We start from the raw sequence: 26,142 nt of genomic DNA, 5'->3' as shown, positions 1-26,142 counted from the left end.
CAAATTTGATTTCTCTTGAAAGACTAATCAATAATTTTTGTTAGCTTTAATCAGGTGAAGCATTGATGCTTTCTATGGATAATAACTTTTACGTCTGTTAGTTAGCATTAGTTTGCTTTCAATTAAATGCATTAAATAGTTTATGCTAATAAAATTCGAGATTACTTGTAACAGATCTAAAATTAATATTAGACCTGCGCATAACAAACTATTTGACTGATAAAAATTTACATGCTTATCTGTAAACAAATAAGCAAATTAAAAATTAAAAACCAAAAAAAATGCTCAAGTTCTACAAAAATCTCATTTGGCCACGGCAAAATATTTCAATAATGACTTATTAATTTCTTACTGCTTTAGGATTAAAATTAACCTGACATTATCACGAGGTAAATTGAATCAGCACTTTGGTTCAGAGAACAGAATAGTTGCTTGGTAAAAGTATTTGAAGCTGGTAGTAGAATATTGAAGAAAGAGCGCCTCTATTCCTAATATTCCACTTCAGAAAGAAATTTATGATTTTTTCTCTTTAAGGACAGACAACAGGTTATGTTGGAGAAAGTACAAACAAAGCCTTATAATATATGAATGGTGTAAAAAGATGAATTCTAATTTGCAAAAGTCTTGTTTTTAAATTTTTAGTTTTCACCCAATAATAATGATTTAACCAGAATAGAATATTGTATAAAACGCTAACTGAAAAACGCTCGATGAATATTGTTGACTACATTTCAAGGAAAACTGGTTAACAAGGCCCTTGTCCCCTTAATAGGCAAAAAGTTTTAAATTACTTTAAATTAACGAAAATGAAAAAGATAAAATTATCAGATATTTACAAAAGTGAAGTTTTAAGTCGTGAAGAATTGAAAAACATTCTTGATAGCGAATCCGGCTCGGGCTCTCATAAGGGGTCTGGCTCTCGCAGCGGTTCGGGTTCGCGAAAAGGTTCGGGTTCAAAACCAGGAAGCTTACCTCCCAAAAGAGATGCCTGCTGGGATTTACCACCTCATTCCAGGTGTTCATATGTAGATAATACCGGTAAAACGCAATATGGATGTTGTCAATCATTCCAAGCTTCTCCGTTATTTTGTTCAACACTTGATACCAGTTGTTGGAACGGAAATATTCCAGCCAATTAAAGCTATCTGTGCTAGCAGTTTTTAGATGACTATCTTTCAAGCAGATCTTGAAAAGAGGCCTGCTTGGATCAAAATAACAATACTTATGATCAGAAAAACAAAATTATACATCATTTACTTATTCATTCCTTTTTTATCTTTAGTGATTAACCCCATTTTAGGATCTGGGAAGGATATTCCGAATATCTTGGAAGGAAAGGCTAAACTAATAGGAAAAATAACAAATCTAAATGATGAGAATAATGATAAAATATCTATAAACGTTACTGTTCCACATCTTATTTCAGGAGAGTTTGTAAAATATAAGGCAGTTGCCGATCAATCAGGAAAATTCTCAATTGATGTTGACGTAGAGACAGATATATCGCGGATTGTTTTTTCTACAAGTTTAAATCCAACAAAATTCCTCGTTTTTAAATTGAAAAGTGGCACGGATAACCGGATTGATATTGTCTATAATTCAAATGCTGACATCAAAAATATTAAAGTTGTGCCTGATATGAATGAAAATGACATCACGCTGTACTTTGATCTTATGGGTGAAATGATCCAATCTCCAATTGCACTAAAAGCTCAACCACTGTATGACAAGAGTCCTGATTATTTTTTAAATTATGCTAAATCCCTCTTGTCAGAAATTTATTTGCCGGTAAAAAATAATACGTTAATATCAAAAGATTTAAAAAATGTACTGTATAACGACTTTCGTTTGTTCTTATATCAAGGAGCCGTATTTGATTACGACAAAGCAATGAGTGCTAATTACTTTAGAACAAATAGCGATAAAAACAAGATGCCTTCAATCCAAAAAATTGATCGATCTTATTATCGATTTTTGAAAGATCTTCAGCTAGATGATCCACAATACCTCTATTCTGCTGCATTTATTGAATTTCAAAAAAAAATCCTTCAAAATGAAATACTGGCAATACCTCGGATTGGTGACACGGATATACCTTCGTGGCTGGAAAGTACGAAAACTATATTATCAAACCTTCTTGGATTTAAGGGCGGCCAATATTACGATATTCTCGTAGCGAATGCGTACAGCCTTCAGATGACTGAACAATTAAGTCCATTAAGTAAAAAGCAAAAAGATAATATTCTAAACTATTGGGGAAATGGAGAAATCGCAAAAGTATTATTTAAAAAAAACAAAGAGGTTGCTGAATTGGACAAGTACAAGTCACCAGTAGTTGTTAATGATGTATCTAAAATTGCAGCAGATAAAGTTATTGAAACCATTGTATCTAAGCACAAAGGCAAGGTTATTCTCATTGATATGTGGGCAACATGGTGTAGTCCATGCCTGGAAGCAATGCAACGATTTCGGCCAACAAAAGCTGAATTTCATGATAAAGAGGTTGTATTTGTATACCTAACCAACGGTTCATCACCTCTTAAACTTTGGGAGGAAAAAATTAAAGGGATAGGTAACGAACATTATTACCTGAATGATAAGCAATGGGAATACGTTATGACCCAGTTTGAGTTCAATTATATCCCTTCTTATTTATTGTATAACAAACGAGGCGAATTGGTGAATAAATTTTCAGCACTCCCTGAGATTGAAGAGATAAAATCAATGATTAACGGGCTTTTGTAATTTTTTATTTAATTATCCTTCTTTCGAGAAAGTTTTTTTTTTAACGCTTTAAAATGAAAAGGAGTAACCATAAATAGTTGTGAACGTAGCTAGCTCTTAAGCAAGTTGATGGATTCTTTTAAGTCTGTAAGACCACTTTCGGTTCTTTGAAACATATCCTGAACCAATCCAGGGAATTCATTGTGAATAGGCGTTACGTCAGAGTGCCCAAAATCCTTTTGATGCGAGATAAACGGATGTAGAACCATTTTATTACTTGTAAGATATGAAAGTACGATATCAGCAACATCATACTCTTGAAATTTGTATTTTAAAATCTTTTTGAACATTTTTTTATATACTACAATGAACTGTGCAGATAAGAAGAAACTAACCCATAATCTTTCTTCGCTTAATAAACTTGCATGGGTATATCCGCCAATTCCACCGGATAAGATACCGGCCTTCTGTTCATGAGCTTCAAATATATTTCTAAGCAATAAATCCCTATTGTAGCAATTGGTAAATTGATGATCGTCTTCACATATGATAATGACATCATCCTCGTTATCTATAGCTAATTGCACTATCTTACATATGCTTTGCCAAAGGCCAATAGCTCCAACTTTATGTTTACAGGCATCGATTATTTGCAGATCAAACTCTTTTCTCCCTTTAAATTGTTGTAAAATATGTTTCCGCCTTTCTGTTCTTTCAGGTAGATTTATTGCATAGGTTGGTATTGATATATCACTAAATTTTTCTTCGTCAATTATTCCATTGTTTTTTCTTAGATTTCCGTAAAATTTCTCAACATTTTTTAATGTCTGAACGGTTTTTGATGCCCCATCAAATAACCTGGTAACCCTGCCAACTTCGTTGTTCCAATCGGTCGCATCTGAATATCCGAATTCTTTTTGAACAGATATAAAAGGGAAAATCAAAAATCTCTTTTTGGTGAGCCTGACAATTTTGTCATCTGCAATGTCGTATTCATAAAAAGCGGCCTTCAATAGGGTTTCAAAGAAATGACGATAGATGATTAAAAATTGGGTTCCATTAAAATTTTCTATCCAAGAAAGATTTTTACTAACTGTTGCCGCACTTTGGACCGTACTAACTCCTCCGAGTATTACATCTGCATTTATATCTTTGGCTTCTGTTAAACACTCAAAAAGAAGTTGAGCAGAATAGCTGTCAGTAAATTGATGATCGTCTTCACAAATAAGGATAAAATCTTGCTCCCTTTGTTCAGCTATTTCTACAATCTGTTTAATCGTATACCACAAGCCCAGAGACCCTACCGGATTTTCATGGGCTTTAATAATTTCAACATCAAATTCATCACGACCAGCAAATTCATTTAAAATGTGAGCTTTTCGGTCACTGCGGCGCTCCAAGTTTATTACATAAGTTGGAATCTTTTGGGCTTGCTTATTTATCACAGTTTTAAATATTATTTGATATGGGCAGTTTGAGCTACAAGACTATACAACCTTTCAAGATCATTGTCCTTTCTAATTTCCAAAATCTCCATAAATTGATTTGGATAAACTAAGATGATGTGCGGAATTGACTCAATGAAATATTTACGCTTAATCCCGCTTATATCTTTGTAAGCCAGTAAAGAACGCCAAGGTATTTTTTCGTCATAGACTAATTTGCTAAATGATGATAAGTCTTTTGCATTATCAATTGAAATGTATGTTAAAACTAATGATTTCCCGAGGTCGGCGTAAATCTTTTTAAGTAATGGAATTTCTTCCCTACAAGGTACGCACCAGGATGCTGTAAAAACCACTAAATTATACTTAGAACTATCTTGAACAATTTTTTCCGCAACACCTTTAGACAGAACCGGTAACTTAGCGTTAGGGAAATTTCTTTCATTTAGAAAGTTTTCAATTTTTCGTGCCCATATCGTGGATTTATGCCTATCGGAAAGATTTTCGTAAACCTTTCTTATATCGTCTTTTGTCCTATACTTCAGGAGATTGCTAGAAAGATAGGTAAGCAGGTATCTGGAATCAGGATGCTTTTTGGAAAGCGAAATATAAGATGTTAAAAAGCCCTCATAATCCCCTCTATTGCCATTGGAATCCATAAACCAACTGAAAAATGGATCCTCTGACCGCACAGCAATATCAGCGTGGGGATCCTTTGTAATTACTTCAAAATTTTCACATTCATTATTGCCAATAACGGTTGTAACCTTATCATTTTTTACTATCGAGATGGGTTGATTAGAAAATACAGTTTTGTGAAGATACTTTCCATAAATATAACTATTACTGTCATCTACTCCTACATTTGCAACGACGATTTCCTCATTGTTATGTTTGCCAATAAAACGTATACTAGTCATAGAATTTTTGGTAGAGTCATATTTTGAGGACAATAACTCCATATTCTCAGAATCCGATATAACATTTTCGGGAATAGTGATCTTCCAGGTAAAATTCCTGATTTTTTTTCCACTTATAAATACATGCCTACCCTCAGTATAGTCATGGATGTATAGCGAATCAAATGGAGCATTCTCCAGATATACAAATAGGTTAAAGTTTTTAACTGGCAATGTTTGGGAATACGTCTTTTGAGAATAAATTATACTCAAAAACAATAATCCCAATATTTTAATTTGGTTCATCGTAGATTTTTAAGAAGTAAACAATTCCACTTACTGCATCATGTAAAATTAAAATTGATCTTATAACGATCAGTAAATCTAAATTATGCCTATAAGCAAAACTATTTACTTCAGTCTGACTGGTTCATTTGTTATAGACCACCACAAGTACATTGATTTTTACTATTGATAGCACACTTGCTCGCAGCTCCAGTGGCTGTTCTACAATTATCACCACATATATACAAAGGTGGGGAAGGTGCACAATTACTTGGCCCTGAACCTGGAAGCATACCAGAGCCTTTTGATCCAGAGCCTCTTGATCCAGAACCTCTCCTTGATCCAGAACCACTCTCATCTCCTAAGATAGATCTTAAATCCTTTGCACTAAGGATTTCATCTTCCGGGATGTCTTTCAAACTGATTTTTTTCATTGTTTTAAAATTAGATTTACCGTAGAGTTTAGCATACGTCCTACAGTTTTACGTTTGTTAACTTCAGATATTTAGTTCAGTTAAATATCTTAAATCTTCTATTTGATAATTTAGTGGCAGTTTGTAGCCATTAACCATAATCGTGGGGGTTATCTGTAATTGAGTCTCAGTAATCCAATTCTTATGCTTCTCAAATTCGTGTGTGACTTCCTTACTGTTAACATCAATTTGGAATTTTTCAAAAAAGCTTTCTTTATCCAGCTTACCCGTTTCAAACCACTCTTGATATATTTTAGCCGTTTCCAATTCATTGTTATTTTGATAAATCGCTATTAAAAACTTATTCGAAATATCCAAGCCCGGACCAAACGATGAAAATATATATTGAATACAAATACCATTTGGATTGGATTTTAATAAACTTTCCACTCTAGAATGCATGTAAGCACATGGAGGGCAATGAGGATTGGTAAGTATCGTTATTAGCACTTTTGCTTTCTTATTCCCAAAAAGGATTTCAGAATTTTTAATTTCTGAAGGGTAGTGTGGCTGCTCTTTCAACATAGAAGCCAACAAACCTTCATTGGATTTCAGACTGTTTATTTCCTGTATAATATTCTCTATTTTGGATAGTTTTGATATAAACTGTAGAAAAAGGGTGAGTGCGGGTATCGGAATCAAATAAACGCAAAATAGAATAATTACATCGGTCACTTTAAAATCCGTAAGATAAAAATGTTCAAACATGAGATTTGTTATAAAAACTGACCAAAGTAAGACCTGTACCAAAAGACATAGTACGCACCATTGCTTGATCTTAAATTTTTGGAACCAGATACTCCATAGTGTAAAAGGAAGAACGCAAAGATTCACTATTGCATAAAAAAACAATAAATGTTTAAAAAAGACGATGACAATTAAATTTGACAAAAAGTAAGAAAAGCCAACTTCACTCCAACTTACAACACCCAAAATCTTTGCCTCATCTGATTTGAGAATATCATTGCAATCAGCCTGTTTAAGTATTGAGCAGATCCTGTCGGTATAACTGCTATGAATTTCCAATTGCTTTTGTATAAGCATCCATCCAACTGAAAGACCGAGGATATTTATAAAAAGAGAGAGGGATGTGCCGAAATCAAAGTTTTGATAATCACGTACAATCAAAAGAAATAGAAATATAGCAACAAAAAGTGATAAAACGGCTTTAAGACAGAAATTTATAGTCTCATCTCGATGATTATCCCTATAACCAGGTTCTATAGAGCCGGGATTACTTTCAAGCAACAAAGCCACCCCTGACCAAGCTTCACAAAAATCCTCTCTATCTATCTTAAAATTCAAATCTCCAACTCTGTATTCCACCAGCTTATGATCTACTCCATAAACCACTGCAAAACTCCCCCCCACTTGAGCTATAAAAGGACACTCAATCTCAGCAATATCATCAGACTTATTTGCAATCCTTATTCCGGCATTATTTATACCATAGTCAGACAGCATCTGAGATATTCCAAATAAATTATATTTGTGTGGATGTTCACTATAATATTTGTTTGAGAATTTCTGGGTGTGACTTATGCCCAGTGCATAAAGAGCAGAATTAAATACATTGTTTCCCTTTTTTCTCATGTCGCTTATTGTTTTATGGCTGGAAAGATATTAGGTAAATATATCAAGGACACTAGACTGAAAGTAAAGCTAATAGCGACTTTAGTGTTTGGCATATTCACACCTATTAGTTAAAATTCGCAGGTAACAAAAGTTTTAAATCATCAAAAGATTTAAATTATCCTTCATAAACTGAAGTCCATTATTTTTTTTTCTAAAAAACTTAAGTTGCAAACTTCCTTCGAATCCAAAAATATAATGAATTTGACAAATATCAATCATGTGTAATCTTAAGTTCAAATTGTAGATCGGAAAAATATGCATGCTTAGATAAGCATTCCGCTTTTTTCTGAAATTAGGTTGAAACCATCTGTTTAGCAACTATCATTGAAATGATAGTTGAACAGGAAATAGCAGGTTTACAAGAAGCGAGATGTATTAAATTTAGATATTCCATGTAAGAAACGTTTATTAATCAATTATATAAAAAATAACTGATAGTGTAAAATTTATTTACTGGAAAATCTCAAAAGAAAAAATTAAACTTGTGAATGCAAATATTTATTAAAATGTATCGGTTATCATTTATTTTAAGCCTAAACTGACGAAAATTTAGGCTAAATGCACAAGTGGTTTTGTTTGGGAATACAATATGTATATTAACTATCTCATCTTATTTCATACAGATTTTAACCAATTATTATTTTTGATTAATAGGCTAAATTCTGAAAATACTCGCGTCTATATTCATGTTGATCGTAAGTATCCTCTATTTTCTAGTGAGATTATAAAACTCAAAAGATTAGGGGTCTCCATATTGAATAAGAGAGAGAATATAACATGGGGAGGATTCAATATGGTAAAAGCTACTTTAGCTTTGATGAATTTGGTTCTCAAATCCAAAGGAAACGAAAATGACTATCTAATTTTATTAAGTGCCCATGATTTTCCCGTTGTAAATAACGAAATTATTTTCAATTTTTTTAAAAATGCTAAAGGAAAAATATTCTTAGATTATTGCTCGCTCCCTACGCAATTTTGGTCGTTAGACGGAGGTAGAGATAGAGTTAATTTTTACTGGTTCGTAGATGAGCTTGGTTTGACGAAAAGCGAACGGCTTTATAGTATCCAGAAAGAAGAGTCACAGAGTAGACTTACAAAATTAAGCATGGATTTTTACGGTGGTTCACAATGGTGGAATATGACCTTCATCGCCGCTCAATACATACTTGATTATTGTTTAAAAAACCCTCAATACGTTAATTTCTTTAAATATACGCTTATTCCTGATGAGCTTTTTTTTCAGACCATATTGTTAAACTCTCCTCTTAAAAAGAAGTTAGTGAATAATAATTTAAGGTTTATTGACTGGACACATCCATCTGAATTCCCGAAGATTTTGCGGATCAACGATTATGAAAACATTATTTCATCTCAAAAAATATTTGCCAGAAAGTTTGATATTAAAAAGGATAAAGAAATATTAAATAAATTATCTAATTATCCGAACCAAGTTGAACAGTCGATTTTATTATTGCCCAAATTTTCAACCAACCAAAATACTATGAAACAAAACCAGCATAATTCTAATACTGACCAAACTTTAGATAGATTTATTGATCAGTATCATCAGTTACTTGTTTCAGAAAGAAACACTCTCAAGCGTTTTTCGCTTGATAAGAAGAATATACAGCCATGTTTCTTCGACAATATCGGCAATACCAACTTTGATCGGCATTACATTTATCATCCTGCGTGGGCCGCCAGAATTTTAAAAGCCAACGCTCCAGATAAACATATTGACATATCTTCTTCGTTACATTTTTGTTCGATGCTTTCAGCTTTTATACCAGTAGATTTTTACGATTATCGACCTGCAAATATCTGTCTAGAAAATTTAGGATCATTTAGAGCAGATTTGATGAACTTACCTTTTCCTAACGATTCAATTCTATCGCTTTCTTGCATGCATACTGTTGAGCATGTTGGCTTAGGGAGGTATGGAGATCCTGTAGATTATGATGGAGATATTAAGGCAGTTAATGAGTTGATACGTGTTTTGGCTTATGGAGGAACGTTATTATTTGTTGTGCCTTTAGGTGCAGAAGACAGCATTTTTTTTAATGCTCATCGAATTTATTCAAAATCTCATGTCTTAAATCTATTTTCAGAACTCCATCTCCAGGAATTCGCTTTAATTCCAGAAAACGGACTGGACGGTGGTTTAGTTATCGACCCAGATGTCGAGCTTTTGAATAGACAGTATTATGCATGCGGTTGTTTTTGGTTCATAAAGAAATAGAATATGGCAGTCCTGGTCATATAATAGATGATTTCTGACTATATGACTGGGTTTATTTGAGATTTAACAAATTGATATCTATAATCGGTTCAGAAGTATAATTTGGCGTTAGATATAATACACGATAATCCAAGACTAAATATTAAATACCATTATTCAGCATTAACCAACACCTCTGCTATTGTTGAGATTATTCCTGATACGAAAAAAGAATTGGAACACGTAAAAATGTGGGACATTGAAAATCCAGAATGAAATGACGATCATTTTCATTATGAAAAGGGTTTGGTACCACAGAATGCTTCCGTAGTTTTTCTTGGCATTGATCGATTTATCAAGGTTCCAACCAAGGCAGTGTTATCATTTAATGCTAGAAAAGATATTCCTAGTTTATTATCTTATTTCATATTGTGATTTGCCAGAATATAGTTAGTTTGTCTTTGCAATGGTGAGGCGTTAATATAATATTGTCACCTATTCAACCTTAAATAATGTTTTTTCACCAGATAACTTCAACACGAGGGGCTATAAATGACAGATATAGTTAAAGAATATTAAAAAAGTAGATTTTGAAAATTTCAATAATCAAATCGCATTAGTTCACCTCGTTCGTAAAATATTATACTTTTTGTTTCGCTCATCCTTTTTCCACTCCGACTTTTCTTTATCGTTGCATATCTCTGGCTCGTTCTGATATTTTTATGATTTGCGAATCGTCGTTTAAAAAGTCTTTTAAACAGAAAAGGCGCAATTTCTTGCGCCTTTCGTGATCCCGATGGGATTGGCTCAGTCGCTCTAGGCCCGGACGCAATGCTTGAGCCTTCCAGAATCGAACCCGGCCTGCCCTTCTGTTCGAACCCCAGCGGGATGAAAACAAAAAAGCCCCAACTTTCGTTGAGGCTTTTTGTGATCCCGCTGGGATTCGAACCCAGGACCACTACATTAAAAGTGTAATGCTCTACCAGCTGAGCTACGGAATCATTTTCTCCCTTTCGAGGCTGCGAAGTTAGGAATTAAATTCAATCTTGCAAAAGGCAAATGCAAAATATTTAATAGAAAGTTAACGTTAATATCATAAAACGAGGTTAAATATTTAGGAATCACTTGTTTAAATGAGAACAAAAAAAATCCGTTTTTAGCAAGAAATTCCATCATAAATCAATAAACCTGATTTTTGAACCTAAAATCTTTTATAAACACCATCTATAAACTATAAAAACAGCTTGAAAGTGAAACCATCTCCCCTACCCATTATGCTATATCTTTTTATAAATTTGTAATGGTCGGCACTAAACATTCCTATTGGGTGTAAATAAATTATTGATATTTTTAATTTCATACTTATTTTCACTTTTAAATACAAACTCGCTTTTCTCTAATGAATATTGAAAACATTTATGGTGAAGATAAATGGACTGCACTTGGTGGTTTCTCGCCAATTATCTCAGTCTTTAGGGCTTACCATGCACTCACTCCAGAAATGGAAGACATTATTAACCGGGATACATTTCCTGTCCATTTTGCCAAAAACAAACATATTGCCTCGCCACTAAAACGCAACCGTTACATTTTTCTAATTTTGGAAGGGGCAGTACATGGCTATCTAAAAATGGGAAATAAAAAAATTACCACGTGGATTGCTGCAGAAAACGAATTGGCAGGCACCATCAGAAATTTATGGGAGAATGAAAGCTCTGACGAATATATCGAAACGATAGATCCGGTATTTGCGATTGCCATTCCGCATGAAATGTCGAAAATGCTTTACGAAAACTTCCCCATAGCCAACTACATCGGTAGAAAGATGACCGAATCTTATTTCCAGGGGGCATCTGAAAGGGCTTTTATCTGCAGACTTCCTACTGCATTAAAACGCTACCAAAGATTTTTATTTACTTATCCACACCTGATTAACCGTGTGCCATTGAAGTATGTGGCTTCATTTGTAGGCATGAGGTTAGAAACATTGAGCAGAATCAGGAACAGGGCTTAATTCTCCGGGCCAGGATAACTTTTAAATGTCATTCTGAACGCCGTGAAGAATCTTTCATTTAAAAAGATCCTTCATACCTACCTTTGTGAGAATCCACTGAAAAATCCGCTATCGGATCCCGCGCAGGCGGGAACCACGAAGTGCTCAGCGTAGCTAATCTTAAAACGCCTGCATTAAGAGATTCCCAATCAAGTTGGGAATGACGATCTCTCAGCGGATATTTTATATCCTAAATTATTCCTCAGCGTTACACCAAAAAAAAGCCATTACGTTAGCGTTTAACGTAATGGCTGTTGTGATCCTTTAAACTAAAATATTATTTACTTTTCAACTCATTTAAAATGGGTTTATCCAGGCTGGTTAATGTATTTTGCTTTGGTTTAAGCAATTCAAAAACTGCAATTTCATTCTTTCCTTTTTTCAACCATTCTGCTGGCAGATAGATGGTTTGCTGTGGGCCAATACCCCAATACTTACCTAAATTATGTCCGTTAACCCAAACCAGTCCCTTGCCCCATTGGCGCATATCTAAATACGTATCGGCAACCTTGGTTAAATTAAAGGAACCCGATTTAAGCACCGCTGCAGATTGGCTGTTTACTTTAGCCTGTATTTTTTGGGTATCGATCTGATCAAATGGTAAAGGGTACATTTTCCAAGATTTAATTTCCTGGCCATTAAAAGTTACATTTTTGGTAATTCCCTTGTTGTTTTTAAGCAGATAAGGTCCAAAATTGATCCGCCCCAGGTTTTCTACCAAAATATCCAGTTGTACATGGCCAGCTGGAAGATTAAGCACTAAACTATCCTGGTAAAGCCTCCGGTCTAAAACACCAACCAGTTTTTTATTGATATATACCAATCCATAATCGCGCAGTTCGTTAATTTTAATTACCCCTTTACGTCCACCTTTTAAGGTGCTGCTATACAATACAAAACCATAAGGCTGGTTAAGGGCTTCGAAAGTTAGTGGCCTTTCGCTTAATTTTGGTTTTCCGATCAGGCTAAAGATATCAGTAGCTTTGGTTAAGGTGATGGCTGGCAATGCCGCAGCGGGTTTAGCAGCGGGCACCTCAGGAAGTAACTGGTTAGCCGGTAAATTCTTTTTAATCGCTTCGCGAAAAAGCATAAATTTTGGTGTCGCATTACCGGCTTCATCTAAAGGTGCATCATAATCATAACTACTAATCTGTGGTTCATAAGCGGTAGAATCGTTATAGTTTGCACCATTCATGAAACCCCGGGTTGTACCGCCATGAAACATATACATGTTGATGGAAATGCCACCTTTAAGTGCAGTATCGAGTTTATTGGCATATGTTTTTGGATCTACCTCATGGTGTTTTGTACCCCACCAATCGAACCAGGCCGGATACCATTCCGGCACAAAGTAAGGGCCTTTGCCATTGTTATACTTGTTGATCAATGCTCTGATCTGAGTTGGATTATCAATTCCGTTAACGCCTGGAAGCAAACCTGCCAGGTGTCCACCTGCTAACGCGGGAACCGGATCGCAGGTAGATAGTACACCATCAAAACCGGCATCTTTAAACAGCTGTTCATTAATTTTCAGGTATTCTTTGTCGTTTCCATAAGAACCATATTCATTTTCTACCTGCACCATTAAAATATTGCCGCCATGATTAATCTGCAAGGGTGCTAAACGTTTACCAATCTCTGTGATATATTCCTTATATTCTTTTAAATATTGTGCTTCTTTACTCCTCACCTGCAAACCTTTAATGTTCTGCAACCAAAACGGATAACCGCCAAATTCCCATTCTGCACAAACATATGGACTCGGGCGAAGCAATACCCATAAACCTTCTTCTTTTGCAATACGTACAAATTCGGCAATATCATTATTACCGGAAAAATCGAACTGATCTTTCTGCGGCTCGTGCACATTCCAAAACACATAGGTACCAATGGTGTTTAAGCCCATGGCTTTAGCCATTTTCATTCTATCGCGCCAGGCCGCTCTCGGTATCCGGGGATAATGCATTTCTCCGGAAATGATCTGAAAGGGTTTGTCATCGAGCAGAAAAACAGAGTCTGCCAGTTTAAAAGTATGCTTAACTTGTGCAAATGCACCAAAGCTGGCAAAACAAGTAATTAAAATTACTTTAATCAGTACGTGTTTTAAGGTAGGTTTCATTAAAGAGGTATTATTATTTAAAAAATCAAAAGCATAGTTTTTCCATATCATCTTATAAAATGCTTTGCAGCACAAAACAAATGTTATGGATTTAAAAAATGAGGAACGTTATCATTTCAAATCAATCAGACTTAATTACTAATTACGGTGGTTACAGATTTGGCAGGAATACGTACCTGTTTGGTATCCTGATATTGTTTGTAGGGTGATAAATTGTATTGATCTGAAGTAACGTAGGTTTGTACAGCACTTTGTTTATTTCCCTTTATCTCCATATTCAGATCCAGCTCGTTTTCGGTAGGATTAACCACTACGGTGACGATCTTTTTATTTTGCATGTAGGATGATACATCAACCTGGGGTACAGCTGTCTCCGGGGTTTTAACCTGAAGCCGCTTACTGCCAGGACTAACAAAACGGCTGTAGTTACCCAGGGCCCACAACAGTTTACTATCATAAACCTGTCCATCAGCTTTATTTTTGTCGATATAAACCAAACCATCTTTATAGTCGCCGGCTGACACGGCCAGCCACCACTGCCATGAGGTGGCATTGGATATCGCCAGATCATGGTGGATCAACCTCGCAATAAAAAGAGCGGTTACCATGCCCAGATCGCGTTTTTCGCCTTTAAGCACCTCATCACCCAGCACACAATATTCAGACATCCAATATCTTAAACCTTTTATTTGCGCTACTGCTTCGGCTGTTTTTTTACGGACAGCAATAAATTTTTCTTCCGGACTGGTGGTAAAATAACTATGGCCGGAAATAGATTGATCTATATTAGACAGGTTGCCGACATAGTTGGGTGATGCCGCATTAAAAAACTGATATACCTGATTTCCCTTTGCACTGTTGCCATTATCGTATAAATAATCGAGCTGACCAGCCTCCCCTATCTGTATTTTGGTTTTAACCTGGTTTTTAACTAAAGCATCATTAACACCCCTGAAAAGTTGAGCCAGTTCGGTATTATTATACGGACAGCCTTCCTGGTTGTGTTCATTCCATTTCCACTGTGGCTCGTTTGCCGGGCTAAGGTAATTTAATTCAATTCCGGTTGTTTTTTTTATTCCTTTAATGGTATTAGCCAGGTAATCGGCAAACTGAGGAAGTTTATCAAAATTCAGGTTACAATTTCCATCTGTAGAATAGGCTTTTCCATTTTTGGTAAATAGAACATGCGGACTATTCACGAAACCAATAAACTGATTTATCCCACGGTTTTTGGCTGCTTTTAAAAACCAGATTTGTCCGGGCATGGCATTCCAGTCGTAAGTACCATCTGGCTGTAAAAAAGCGTATTGACGACGCCATTCGTCGCCAATATCGCTTGCCTTACCTTGGGCGGCACTACCACCGCCAATGCTGAAACGCCACATATTAAGCCCAATGCCCAGGGGCTGCCCTGCTTTTGTAGTTTGGGTACTAAAAAGCAAATCGGCCATCTTATCCTTTTTTTCTGCCGGCCACAAGCCTGCAAACTGGCAAGTCCATGCATCAGAAGCGCCAAAACCTTCTATGGTCTGGAATGTGATGGCAGGATCTATTTCTACTTTTAAAACAGTTTGTTGAGCAAGCGTTGTTTTAGCATATGAAAACAATGCCAGACAGATCAAAAGACGATTAAGATTTGGGGATGACTTTAACATGTAAACAATTAATTTTTATTGATTAATAACCCGGGTTTTGCTGCAATTTACCACCTGATGCTAAAATTTCTGCTCTCGGTATAGGTAACCAATAGTGTTTGGTTTCAAACTTACGTCCATCTAAAGCCACTTTAGGCGTATACGTAAAACCAGTAGCTGTTTTAGTGATAATCATTCCGCCAGCCGGTTTGTTTTCGGTTACCTCTGCAATTTTCCATCTTCTCACATCATAAAAACGATGTTCTTCAAAAGCAAGCTCAACCCTACGTTCATAGCGAACGGCATCGCGCATTTGTGTCTGCGTAAGTCCAACAGCCAATTCCGGCATATTCACACCTGGTCTTGCCCTTACCATATTGATGGCTTGTCTGGCCGACATTGAAGATCCGGATGGAACAGCGTCAGGTCCGTAAGCTTCGTTAGCAGCTTCAGCATAGTTAAGCAAAATTTCTGCATATCTAAAATAAATCCATGGTTGGAAACCTGCATTGCCCCAGGGGTTTTGCAATGGATAGGCATCATTCATATATTTTTTAAGGTAATAGCCGGTTTTACTGGTATTCCAGTTATCAATTCCATCTTTACTGTCTTTTCCTCCGGGAACAAAAGTTTCCACATTACGCTCGCGGTATGCTGCGCCATTGTATAAAATGGTTGCTGCAAAACGAGGATCACGGCCTTTGTAAGGTTCATTACTGTCATAACCGGAAGTAGGATCGGTAATCGGTTTCCCGTTGGCCATTTCGTAATCATCTACCAGGTTCTGCATTGGTAAATTTCCACCCCAGCCGCCATAACCGTTTGGTCCGTTTGCAATTTCCAAATGGGTGTGGTTGGCATTTTTGGTAAATAACCTCGCAAAAATAACTTCATTGGTCTGGTCAGTTAAAAACAAGTTTGCATATCCACCGGTATATATTCCATATTTATTTAAAGAAATAACGGCCTGAGCTGCGGTAACCGCTGCCTGCCAGGTGCCCGCATTATATAACGGACTTGCGGCATACAAGAGTAAACGAGATTTAAGTGCTAATGCCGCCCCTTTGGTAGCCCTACCGGCTAACCAGCTGCCGCTATTATCCAAAGGTAAATCTGCAGCAGCCTGATCTAGCTGAGCAGCTACATAATCTATAGATTCTTTAATTGAGGCACGTTGAAACAATGCCGGATCCTGCAAATCATCAGTCAGGTTGGTTACCTTATCGCCCATTAAAACGATGCCACCATAGTTCCGGATCAAATCCTGATAGCGGAAAGCCCTGATAAACTTAAGTTCAGCAACCAATTGTTTTTTATGTGTTGCACTCATACTGATTTTACCAAGCACGCCCAAAGCATAATTACACTCTCTGATGCTTTTGTAACTCCTACCCCAATATACACCTGCGCTTCCTAAATTTTCAGGTGCCAGCTGACCTCTTTGAATCAGCCAGGTAGCGTCATCATTGTTATAAACAGATTCATCGGTAAAAGAACTCCACATGCTGTATTCAAAACCTCTGCCAAAACCCGGAGCAGATCCATCAGCTTCTTTATCCTGTAATCTGGTTCCGATATAACGATTGGTTACATAAGCCTCGAGAACGGCCGTATCGGTTTCTATGGCACTTGTAGAGATCCGGTCTGTTGGTTCTACATTTAAAAATTCTTTTTTACAGCCCACCATGGTCCCTGAAACAAGGGATAGGCCTAAAAGTGTTATATATAGTGATTTGATTTTCATGATGTTTAAAATTTAATATTGGCGCCCAGGTTAATAATGCGTTGTTGCGGGTAAAACTGTCCGCTGCCACTGGTTCCTTCCGGATCGTAATCTTTTACTTTAGAGATGGTGAACAAGTTAAAGGCACTTGCATAAATCCTTACTCCCGAAACATTAATGCGCTCTAAGAAACCGGCCTTTAGGTTATAGGCAAGTTCTACGTTTTTAAGCCTTAAGAATGAGGCATCATTTAACCAGAAAGTATTATTAAACTGTCCACCGCTAATGGCATTAGAAGCACGGTCAGTTACTCTCGGATAAGTTCCGTTCGGGTTTGCTGCACTAAACCTGTTATCGGCCCAACTGCTGTAAAAGTTACCTATACTGCCCGACTCTGGTAAAACGTACTGGCTAACCTGGGTTTGTCCGGCTAATACCATCGATAAATCAAAGTTTTTGTAAGAAGCACCAAGGGTAAATCCGTAAGTAATTTGAGGAACATTACTATATGGCGTTCTGGTTTGGTCATCGGCAGTTATTTTACCATCGTTATTGTAATCCAGGTATTTAAGATCACCAACTTTAGCACCGCTCACATGCGGGTAAGCATCTAACTCCTGCTGTGTTCTAAATATACCAATGGCATTGTAAAGCAGGTCGACATTTAACGGTCTGCCGGTTTTACGTTGATAATCCAGTGTTCCACTGGCTTCATCAATAAAGACCACTTTACTTTTAGCATATGTGAAGTTACCTGATGCGTTCCATCTGAAATTTTCGCCATTATGGTTATAACCCAAAGTCGCTTCAAAACCAGCATTATTTACTTTACCGATATTTTCTGAAGGTACCAGCGGATCAGATCCATATGGATTTACAATACCTGAAGAACCTGGCAATGAGGCATTACGTGTGGTTAAAATATCAGATCTTTTTTGCTGGAAATAAATGGCTTCAATACTGAAGTTTTTAAATACAGTGGCGTTAATACCAATATCAAGCTTTTTGGCTACCTCCCAGGTAATGTTTGGATTTGCCAGTTTAACCAGGTTTACACCAGGCTGTATGGTTAGTGTATTACTCGCATCTCTGGCCACAAAGCCATTTCCAACCAATACATAATTATCAAAATACTGGAAACCGTTTACGTTATCATTACCCAATGCACCGTATGAAGCACGTATTTTTAGATTATCTACAAACTTAACACTTTCACTAAACCATTTTTCTTTTGACATGACCCATCCCACAGATGCAGAAGGGAAATAACCATATTGTTTGCCTTGAGGAAAAATGGATGATCCATCCACACGCAACTGGCCTTCAAAGAGGTATTTATCATCATAACTATAAGCCAGGCGACTGATGATGCTTCGGCGGTTATAGTTTGAACTGTAACCCGAGTTTAAAAAATCGGTAGCGGCAGTACCACCCTGTGAAAGTTCAGGCAGCGAAGTAGACAGGAAGTTAAAACGTTGTGCATCGAAATATTCTAAATGGTTTTCACTTTGCTCATACCCTACAAATGCATTGATATCGTGCAGGTTAAAGCGACGTGCGTAATTCAGCTTAATGTTTGAAGTAAGCAAAGACTCATTTCTATTACTCTCAGTAAGGGTAGCTTTTTGGTTATTGCCACCTGTTATTATACTGTTGTAAGTTTTAGAGTTAGGATCATATTCGTACAAAAGATAAGGTTTACTAAAGCTTTTTGTAAACGAGTTAGATTTATCAGCAGAAAAGAAACCATCTACAGAAAGTCCTTCTACACCTGGAATAATAAATGTTGCTCTTAAAATACCATTTAAAATCTGATTAGGATTTTTACTGGTTCCACCAATATCAGTAGCCTGTACAACTGGGTTTTGACCATCTACCCCTTTAGTTGGTAGCCCATTGGGATAGTAAGCTGCAGCAATAGGTTTGGACCTATAAATCGATCTGAAAAGATCACCAGCTCCTACTTGAGGAAACAAACGATTTTCTTGTCTGCCGGATACCGATAAGCCTACTTTAAGGTATTTGGAAATATTAGCATCTACATTTGTACGAAAATTATACTGATTGTACTTGGTTGCACCATTTTTATAAATACCATCCTGGCTAATTGTACCTAATGAAACATAGTATTTAACATCTTCGCTACCGCCATTAACAGAAAGGCTGTGCTGACTTTGCAAAGCTGTTTTCTTTAAGGCCTGATCGATCCAATCGGTGTTAGGATACAGCAAGGGATCGGAACCGTTACGGAATTTTTCGATCTGATCTGCCGTGTAAGACTGATTAAGCCCTCCTGAAGGATTAGAATCGAAATTGATTTCGTTCATGATCTGCGCATAAGTTGCAGCATCTGCCATTTTAGGCAATCTGGTTGGCGAGCTAAAACCCTGGTTAAAACTATAATTGATAGTTGGTTTACCAGTTTTACCTTTTTTAGTGGTGACCAAAATAACCCCGTTGGCTGCACGGTTACCGTAAATAGCTGCAGAGGCATCTTTTAATACAGAAACACTTTCAATATCATTAGGATCTAAACGTTCCAGTCCACCAATCTGTCCGGGAATTCCATCTACAACAATTAATACGTTATTGCTTCCTGTAGTAGCCAGCCCCCTGATGGTAATGTTCGAACCATCATAACCAGGCTCTCCACTTCTATTGTTGATCACTACACCAGAAAAACGGCCAGCTAATGAATTGGATAAGTTAGGTTGCGGACTTTTCACTAAGTCGGCCCCTTTTACCTGGGATATGGATCCGGTAAGGGTTGCTTTCTTTTGCGTTCCGTAACCAACCACCACTAATTCGTTCAGTGTTTTGGTATCGGCACCAAGCTGAACATTAATGGTTGTTCTATTGCCAACGGTTTGCTCCTGACTGGTGTAGCCTACGTAAGAAAAAACAAGTACGTCTGTTGTGGCTGCCACACTAATGCTAAATTTACCTTTTGCATCGGTTTGCACTGTTTTTTCAGTTCCTTTAATCTTAACCGCTACGCCCGGAAATGTAGCACCGGTTTCGTTTGTTACTGTACCCGTCACCACAATCTCGCGTGCCAGTTTCATTTTTTCTGTCCGTACAGAAAAAGAAGAGGCGGTTACAGGTAAACTAATAGATAAGATAAATAGAAAAGCCAATGCTTTAATTTTAAAGAATTTTAAAGGCGAAAATTCCTTCAGATTTTTTTTTCTCATTTTGGTTGCACATTAATATTTGGTTAGCAGATCAGATCTATAGTGTAGATAACAGCTTTTGTTATCAGATTTTATAGTTATAGAACCGCTTTGTAGGTGGCTAAAGTAGCGCTAACAAACCATATTAAAAGGGTACAAACAATCCAAATTTAAGGGGTAAACAGACCGGATTATGCGCTAAATGAGGTTTAAGCGCATATTTTGAAAAACACACAAATGGAGTGTATTATGCTTTACCTTTTTTGCCGGTTGAATTTATCTGGATATGATTGGAAAATGGCTTCCTGAATTTTTTGATGTATTGCGATGGATTTATATTAAATAATTTATAAAACTGCTCCCTAAAATATTTAGGATCGGTAATGCCTACCAGGTAAGAAGTTTCCTGGATGGTTTTATCTGTACTGATAAAAATTTCGGCCGCTTTCCTTAACCTGATGAAACGGATAAACCCATTGGCAGACTGGCCTGAAATGGATTTTATTTTACGGTATAAATTAGATCTCGACATTCCCAATACGGTTGAAAGGGTATCAATATTAAAATCAGGATCGGTAAGATGTTCTTCTACAATGCGGATACAGTTATCCAAAAACTCTTTATATTCTGCAGAGATTTTGGTATGATTCGAGTTGAGTGTAATTTCATTATAAAAATACTTTTGCAGCGCATTTTTACTTTTTAATATACTGGCCACCCTTGCTTTTAAAAAATCCTTATCAAAAGGTTTACTAATATAATCGTCGGCTCCACCTTCTATTCCTTTAAGCTTAACCTCTGGTGCAGAAATGGCCGTAAGTAGAATAATCGGAATGTGAGAAATGGAAACATCTTCTTTTATTTTACTGCATAGTTCTATCCCGGTTATACCATCCATCATCACATCACAGATGACGATATCGGGTAATAACTCTTTCGTCATTTCATATCCTTTTTCGCCGTTACTGGCCTCATAAAGGTGATAATCCATTCTAAAAACCTGTTTAAGGTATTCTCTGATCTCTACATTATCATCAATAATAAGCATGCTTTTTGATTCGATGGTGAGCTGGTGATCTACTACCTGCCCCTCGGCAGCTTCTACAACTTTGTTGGCGCTGATTTCATCTTCTATCAACTCTTTAAACAATGATGATTCGGTGTCTACTAATGCTTCCTGCAAGATCACGGCATCTTTAAAATGACTGATACCCCGTAACAAGGCAATGTTAAAGGTAGTACCCTTATTTTCTACACTGGTATAATTTATGGTGCCACCATGCATTTCAATAAAAGTTTTGGCCAGGTATAAACCAATGCCAAAGCCACCTTTAGCTGATTTATTGCCGGGATCCTGATAAAACTTTTCATATAACTTTTCTCCTGCTACCTCTACAATACCACAGCCGGAATCTTCCACACTAATGATTACATTTTCCTTGCTATTATCAACGGTCATATTAACGTGACCACCCTCTGGCGTAAATTTAATCGCATTGGAAAGCAGGTTAAAAAACACGATCTCCATTTTTTCCCGGTCAGCATAAAAGGCAATCAGCTCATCGGCACAGCTAAATTCAAGCGTGATATTTTTTGAGCGGGCCTGGTGTATAAAACAAAGAAATACCTCTTTACACAGATTTACCAGATTTATAGGTGCCACTTTTAACTTTTCGCCATAAGTATCTGCTTTTCTAAACAGCAACAGCTGGTCTACCAAACTTAAAAGCCGCTTGGCATTGCGGTACACAATATTTAGATCAGTAGTGTCAACATTATTATCGTTCTTATACAACAGTTCTTTAACCGGATTGATAATCAAGGTAAGTGGCGTGCGGAATTCGTGCGATACGTTGGTAAAAAAAGATAGCTTCTTTTCGCTCAGCTCCTTTTCTTTCTCACTTTCGATGTGGGCAAGTTTAATCTGGAATTTTAAGTTAGATTGGCGCTCGCGATACTTAAGGTAGGCATATACCATACCAAAGAAAGCCAGACCGTAAAAACCGAAAGACCACCAGGTACGATACCAGGGTGGCGTAATGATGATCTGGAGCGAATTTCCGGTCATATTCCAAATACCATCGTTATTTGATGCCCTGATCCTTAAGGTATATTTACCGGGATTTAAGTTGGTGTAGGTTACTTTGTGTTCGCTACCACTATAATTCCATTTTTTATCAAATCCTTCGAGAAAATAAGCGTACTGGTTTTTTTCTGAAAGCGTATAGTTCAGGGCCACAAAACCGAAAGAAAGCACACTCTGATCATAAGGCAGGGTGATACTTTTGGTCATATAAACAGGCGATTTTAAAGGGGAGTCCTGGCCAGGGAGAATCAGTTTATTAAAAATAGAAAAATCAGAAAAGTAAACTGCAGGTGCTTCTTTATTGTATTTAAGGTGTTGCGGATTAAAATAAATGATGCCTTTATTACCTGCCACATAAATTTCTCCTTTGGCATTTTTGCAAATGGCCTCATTGGCATAAACACCGTCCTTTTCATCATAATTTTTAACTGTTCCGGATACCGGATCGAACAGCGAAATACCTTGCTCGGTAGTTACCCATAGTTTGCCATTATTATCTTCTACCAGATCGGTAAAAACATTGCTGGCAAAACCATTTTGTTTTGAATATACCTCGAAAGTATTCGTTTTGGCTACATATTTGTTCAATCCATCGCGGGTACAGATCCAAATATTTTGATGTGAATCCAGATAGAGGCTAATGACGATATTATTGCTAATGCCACCCTTTTTTGAATTATCGATCTTGTAATTCGTAAACTTTTTGGTTTTGGGGTTGAAACGGCTCAAGCCACTTCCATAGGTTCCTATCCAGATATTTCCCTGCGCATCTTTTAAAAGGCAGTTCAAATGGTTATTACTCAATGAGCCCAGATTTTTTGGATCGTTAAAGTAATGCGTATAGGTATTGGTTTTGCCGTCAAAAATTTTCAGGCCTGCATCCGTCGCTAAATAGTATTCGCCATCATTTACTTCGATCAGATCCCTAAACACATCTTCATTAAAAAAACTACCCAGTGCAGAATGATGGTGATGGTGTAAAAACTTATTCTCTTTCTTATTGTAACGATCAAATCCGTTCTCGCTCATCACCCATAAATCACCTTTTAAATCAACAGACAGGTTAATAATATCATTACTGGATAAGCTATTTGGGCTATTACTGTGCGAAAGTCTGGTAAGGGAACGGTTATCCGGATGATATTGATAAAGGCCTTTGTTGGTGCCGAGCCAAAAACTGCCGCCATCGCTTATCATCGATTTCACTTCAGCCTGTCCGAAAGGAAGTGAAATAAAATTAAATTTATACTGATTAAAATCAATCTTACTAAGACCATTTTTACGACAGAGCCATATCATTCCGGTTTTATCACGGTAAAAGCTGCCGTCGGCGAAAAATTCGAGTTTATCTATTTTCTCCCACTTATTGCGTTTTGTGTTTACCCAGAATATTCCCGCACTTCCGCCTACCAGTAATTTTCCGGCTCCTAAACTCAAAACGTTAAATACAGCAGCATTACCTGTTGCCGTGCTGGCAAAAGTGGTAAACACTTCCTTTTTGGGATCAAACCGGAAAAGATCGCCTTTCCAGTAACATCCGATCCAGATCATGCCCTCATGATCAAGGCAGAGGGTCCAGATATCGTTTGGATTTTTTTGATTGGCGATTTCCTTTTGCATATAATTGGTAAACCGCTTTGTTTTTTGATCGAATTTGTTTAGCCCATTGCTCCAGTTGCCCAGCCATAAATTGCCAGAGGCATCTTCTGCAATGGCATTAACTGATTTTCCTTTAATGGCATAAGCATTTTTAGGATCAGGCTGATAAACCGTAAATGTTTTTGATTTTTTGTTATACAGGTTAAATCCATCATCTGTACCTACCCATAATTTATTTGTTTTATCGATCAGTAGAGACCAAACCTTATTATTACTAAGCGAATTTTTATCATTTTCTTTATGGGAAAAACGTTCAAATTTCTCGGTAACCGGGTCAAACCTGTTTAGTCCATTCATGGTACCTACCCAAAAAATCCCTTTGCTATCCTCTACCATGGCATTAATGTAGTTATTGGTTAGGGAAGTACTGTCGCCGGCAATATTCACATAAACTTTAAAAGAATAACCATCAAATTTACAAAGCCCGTTTTCTGTACCTATCCATACAAAACCTCTTTTATCTTTTAAAGCAACGGTGGTATTTTTAGACGGGAGACCATCGTTAGTACCATATGTTTTAAGCACATAATGCTCTGGAATAGCAGATTGATCCATTACCTGTGCATTAACGCCGTTAACAAGCAGCAAGCATTGCACAATAAAACCAAATGCTTTAATCAATTTCATCATTAATAAGGCAAACCGACAGGATAGCTAAAAAATCAGTTTGCGGAGGTAAAGATACGATTTATCGTCATCCTGAACTCGTTTCAGCATCTTTCCAGTTGCCATTATTTTTGCCACGCCTGCCCGATCACTCAGGCGGGAAGCATAGATTTACGCAGAATTCATCTCAGCATCTTTTGGCATGTAAGACCCTGAAATAAATTCAGGGTGACGAACGACTTAAACAAATGACCTAAAGAAGCATTTTCAGAAAGTTAGGACTTGTTTTGGGATTTTAACTGTTGCATTACTTTTGCCCCGCCTGCCCGACCACTCAGGCGGGAAAACATAGATTTACGCAGAATTCATCTCAGCATCTTTTGGCATGTAAGACCCTGAAATAAATTCAGGGTGACGAACGACTTAAACAAATGACCTAAAGAAGCATTTTCAGAAAGTTAGGACTTGTTTTGGGATTTTAACTGTTGCATTACTTTTGCCCCGCCTGCCCGACCACTCAGGCGGGAAAACATAGATTTACACAGACTTTAATTTACCTTTTTGCTTTAAGCTTTAGTCTTTAAGCTTTTGCCTTCATTAAAAATCAGAATAGTCTGTTGGGTAAACAAATTTAGTATCGTTTTTGGAAACATTGTGCTGATATTCCGGCATAGCCGACAGTTTTTTCCAATATTCATCAGCCGAAAAAGCTTTCCAATGTGCATCTCTGTCGGTTTTATTTTCGAAAGTGGTTAAGTACATGAGGTTAGGCATACGGCTTCCGGCCAGTACTTCTCCATAAAATACGGCATTAAAATTTAATCTTTTAAATAAACCGATCTCATCGCCTTTATTGAACATCTGAACTTTGTTCTGAAAATATTTCTCCGTGGGTGCTTCGTAGCTTCTTAATTCATACACCCGTTCTTTCATCGGTGATTTTAGATTGGGCAGCATAAAATGGGGCGCATTTTCAAAAGCTTTTAATACAATAGATTCCAGCCGCTCGAAAGGAGCATCGGTATAAACGGCATCCAGATAGGCTTTACCATCAACCGCATAGTGCTTATCTTTTGCAAGCTTTTTATCCAGTTCCAAAACCCCATTAAATGATTTTAAAGGAATAAATACATAAATCAATTTCTCGTTAACTCCAGTCTGATCACTAACTATTGGTTTAAATACCCCAACTTTTGATATCCCACTCCGATGTAATGCCGGCAGGTAGGCTTTTTGCAAAAAATCATCTACTGTTTTTTCCTGAAAATCAGTTTTCAGATGGTAAATTTTAATCTGATAGAAATCTATTGATGCATCGGCGGTAAATGCGTAAGATAATAACACAAGCAAAAACAGGGCAGCTATTTTAATTTTTGGCAACATGGCTATAGGCTAATTGGTGCAATGCAG

Annotated in this window: 13 protein-coding genes and 1 tRNA gene; 4 read left to right on the top strand and 10 right to left on the bottom strand. The window is 36.9% G+C overall.

What is annotated here, in order from left to right; genetic code table 11:
* Positions 1–806: 806 nt before the first annotated feature.
* Both ABEG20_RS05540 and ABEG20_RS05535 read left to right on the top strand, forming a co-directional pair.
* Positions 807–1,139 (top strand): hypothetical protein, encoded by a 333-nt coding sequence (locus ABEG20_RS05540; RefSeq protein WP_406826392.1) that lies wholly within the window; start codon positions 807–809, stop codon positions 1,137–1,139.
* Positions 1,140–1,224: 85 nt separating this feature from the next.
* Complete coding sequence (locus ABEG20_RS05535) at positions 1,225–2,745, top strand: TlpA family protein disulfide reductase (RefSeq protein ID WP_406826391.1); 1,521 nt, start codon at positions 1,225–1,227, stop codon at positions 2,743–2,745.
* A gap of 89 nt (positions 2,746–2,834) precedes the next feature.
* Here ABEG20_RS05535 and ABEG20_RS05530 read toward each other — a convergent pair whose 3' ends face one another.
* From ABEG20_RS05530 to ABEG20_RS05520, 3 genes are all read right to left on the bottom strand, one after another.
* On the bottom strand, positions 2,835–4,169 hold the full coding sequence (locus ABEG20_RS05530) for a hypothetical protein (protein ID WP_406826390.1): 1,335 nt from the start codon (positions 4,167–4,169) through the stop codon (positions 2,835–2,837).
* 11 nt (positions 4,170–4,180) lie between these two features.
* Positions 4,181–5,374, bottom strand: a complete 1,194-nt coding sequence (locus ABEG20_RS05525; protein ID WP_406826389.1) for a TlpA family protein disulfide reductase — start codon at positions 5,372–5,374, stop codon at positions 4,181–4,183.
* Between the two features lie 476 nt (positions 5,375–5,850).
* Complete coding sequence (locus ABEG20_RS05520) at positions 5,851–7,419, bottom strand: vitamin K epoxide reductase family protein (RefSeq protein WP_406826388.1); 1,569 nt, start codon at positions 7,417–7,419, stop codon at positions 5,851–5,853.
* A 631-nt stretch (positions 7,420–8,050) separates the two neighbouring features.
* Here ABEG20_RS05520 and ABEG20_RS05515 point away from each other — a divergent pair.
* A complete protein-coding gene (locus ABEG20_RS05515; RefSeq protein ID WP_406826387.1) occupies positions 8,051–9,700 on the top strand; it encodes a beta-1,6-N-acetylglucosaminyltransferase in 1,650 nt (549 codons plus the stop codon).
* A gap of 907 nt (positions 9,701–10,607) precedes the next feature.
* On the opposite strand, the gene ABEG20_RS05510 is transcribed toward ABEG20_RS05515, so the two are convergent.
* Positions 10,608–10,680 (bottom strand) — tRNA-Lys (locus ABEG20_RS05510).
* Between the two features lie 398 nt (positions 10,681–11,078).
* Between ABEG20_RS05510 and ABEG20_RS05505 the strand changes: the two genes are divergently transcribed.
* Complete coding sequence (locus ABEG20_RS05505; RefSeq protein WP_406826386.1) at positions 11,079–11,693, top strand: Crp/Fnr family transcriptional regulator; 615 nt, start codon at positions 11,079–11,081, stop codon at positions 11,691–11,693.
* 316 nt (positions 11,694–12,009) lie between these two features.
* On the opposite strand, the gene ABEG20_RS05500 is transcribed toward ABEG20_RS05505, so the two are convergent.
* From ABEG20_RS05500 to ABEG20_RS05475, 6 genes are all read right to left on the bottom strand, one after another.
* Positions 12,010–13,851, bottom strand: a complete 1,842-nt coding sequence (locus tag ABEG20_RS05500) for a beta-galactosidase (RefSeq protein WP_406826385.1) — start codon at positions 13,849–13,851, stop codon at positions 12,010–12,012.
* 131 nt (positions 13,852–13,982) lie between these two features.
* Positions 13,983–15,506, bottom strand: a complete 1,524-nt coding sequence (locus ABEG20_RS05495) for a glycoside hydrolase (RefSeq protein ID WP_406826384.1) — start codon at positions 15,504–15,506, stop codon at positions 13,983–13,985.
* Positions 15,507–15,528: 22 nt separating this feature from the next.
* Positions 15,529–17,229, bottom strand: a complete 1,701-nt coding sequence (locus ABEG20_RS05490; protein ID WP_406826383.1) for a RagB/SusD family nutrient uptake outer membrane protein — start codon at positions 17,227–17,229, stop codon at positions 15,529–15,531.
* Between the two features lie 5 nt (positions 17,230–17,234).
* Positions 17,235–20,402, bottom strand: a complete 3,168-nt coding sequence (locus ABEG20_RS05485; RefSeq protein ID WP_406826382.1) for a SusC/RagA family TonB-linked outer membrane protein — start codon at positions 20,400–20,402, stop codon at positions 17,235–17,237.
* 226 nt (positions 20,403–20,628) lie between these two features.
* A complete protein-coding gene (locus ABEG20_RS05480; protein WP_406826381.1) occupies positions 20,629–24,756 on the bottom strand; it encodes a two-component regulator propeller domain-containing protein in 4,128 nt (1,375 codons plus the stop codon).
* A 573-nt stretch (positions 24,757–25,329) separates the two neighbouring features.
* Positions 25,330–26,115 carry an NIPSNAP family protein gene (locus ABEG20_RS05475; protein WP_406826380.1) on the bottom strand — a complete coding sequence of 262 codons (786 nt, stop codon included), beginning with the start codon at positions 26,113–26,115 and terminating at the stop codon, positions 25,330–25,332.
* Positions 26,116–26,142: the final 27 nt, after the last annotated feature.

This window comes from Pedobacter sp. KACC 23697, assembly GCF_045348445.1.
Lineage (GTDB): Bacteria > Bacteroidota > Bacteroidia > Sphingobacteriales > Sphingobacteriaceae > Pedobacter.
The sequence above is the reverse complement of the archived record's forward strand: the minus strand, read 5'-3'. Positions and strand labels throughout refer to the sequence as shown.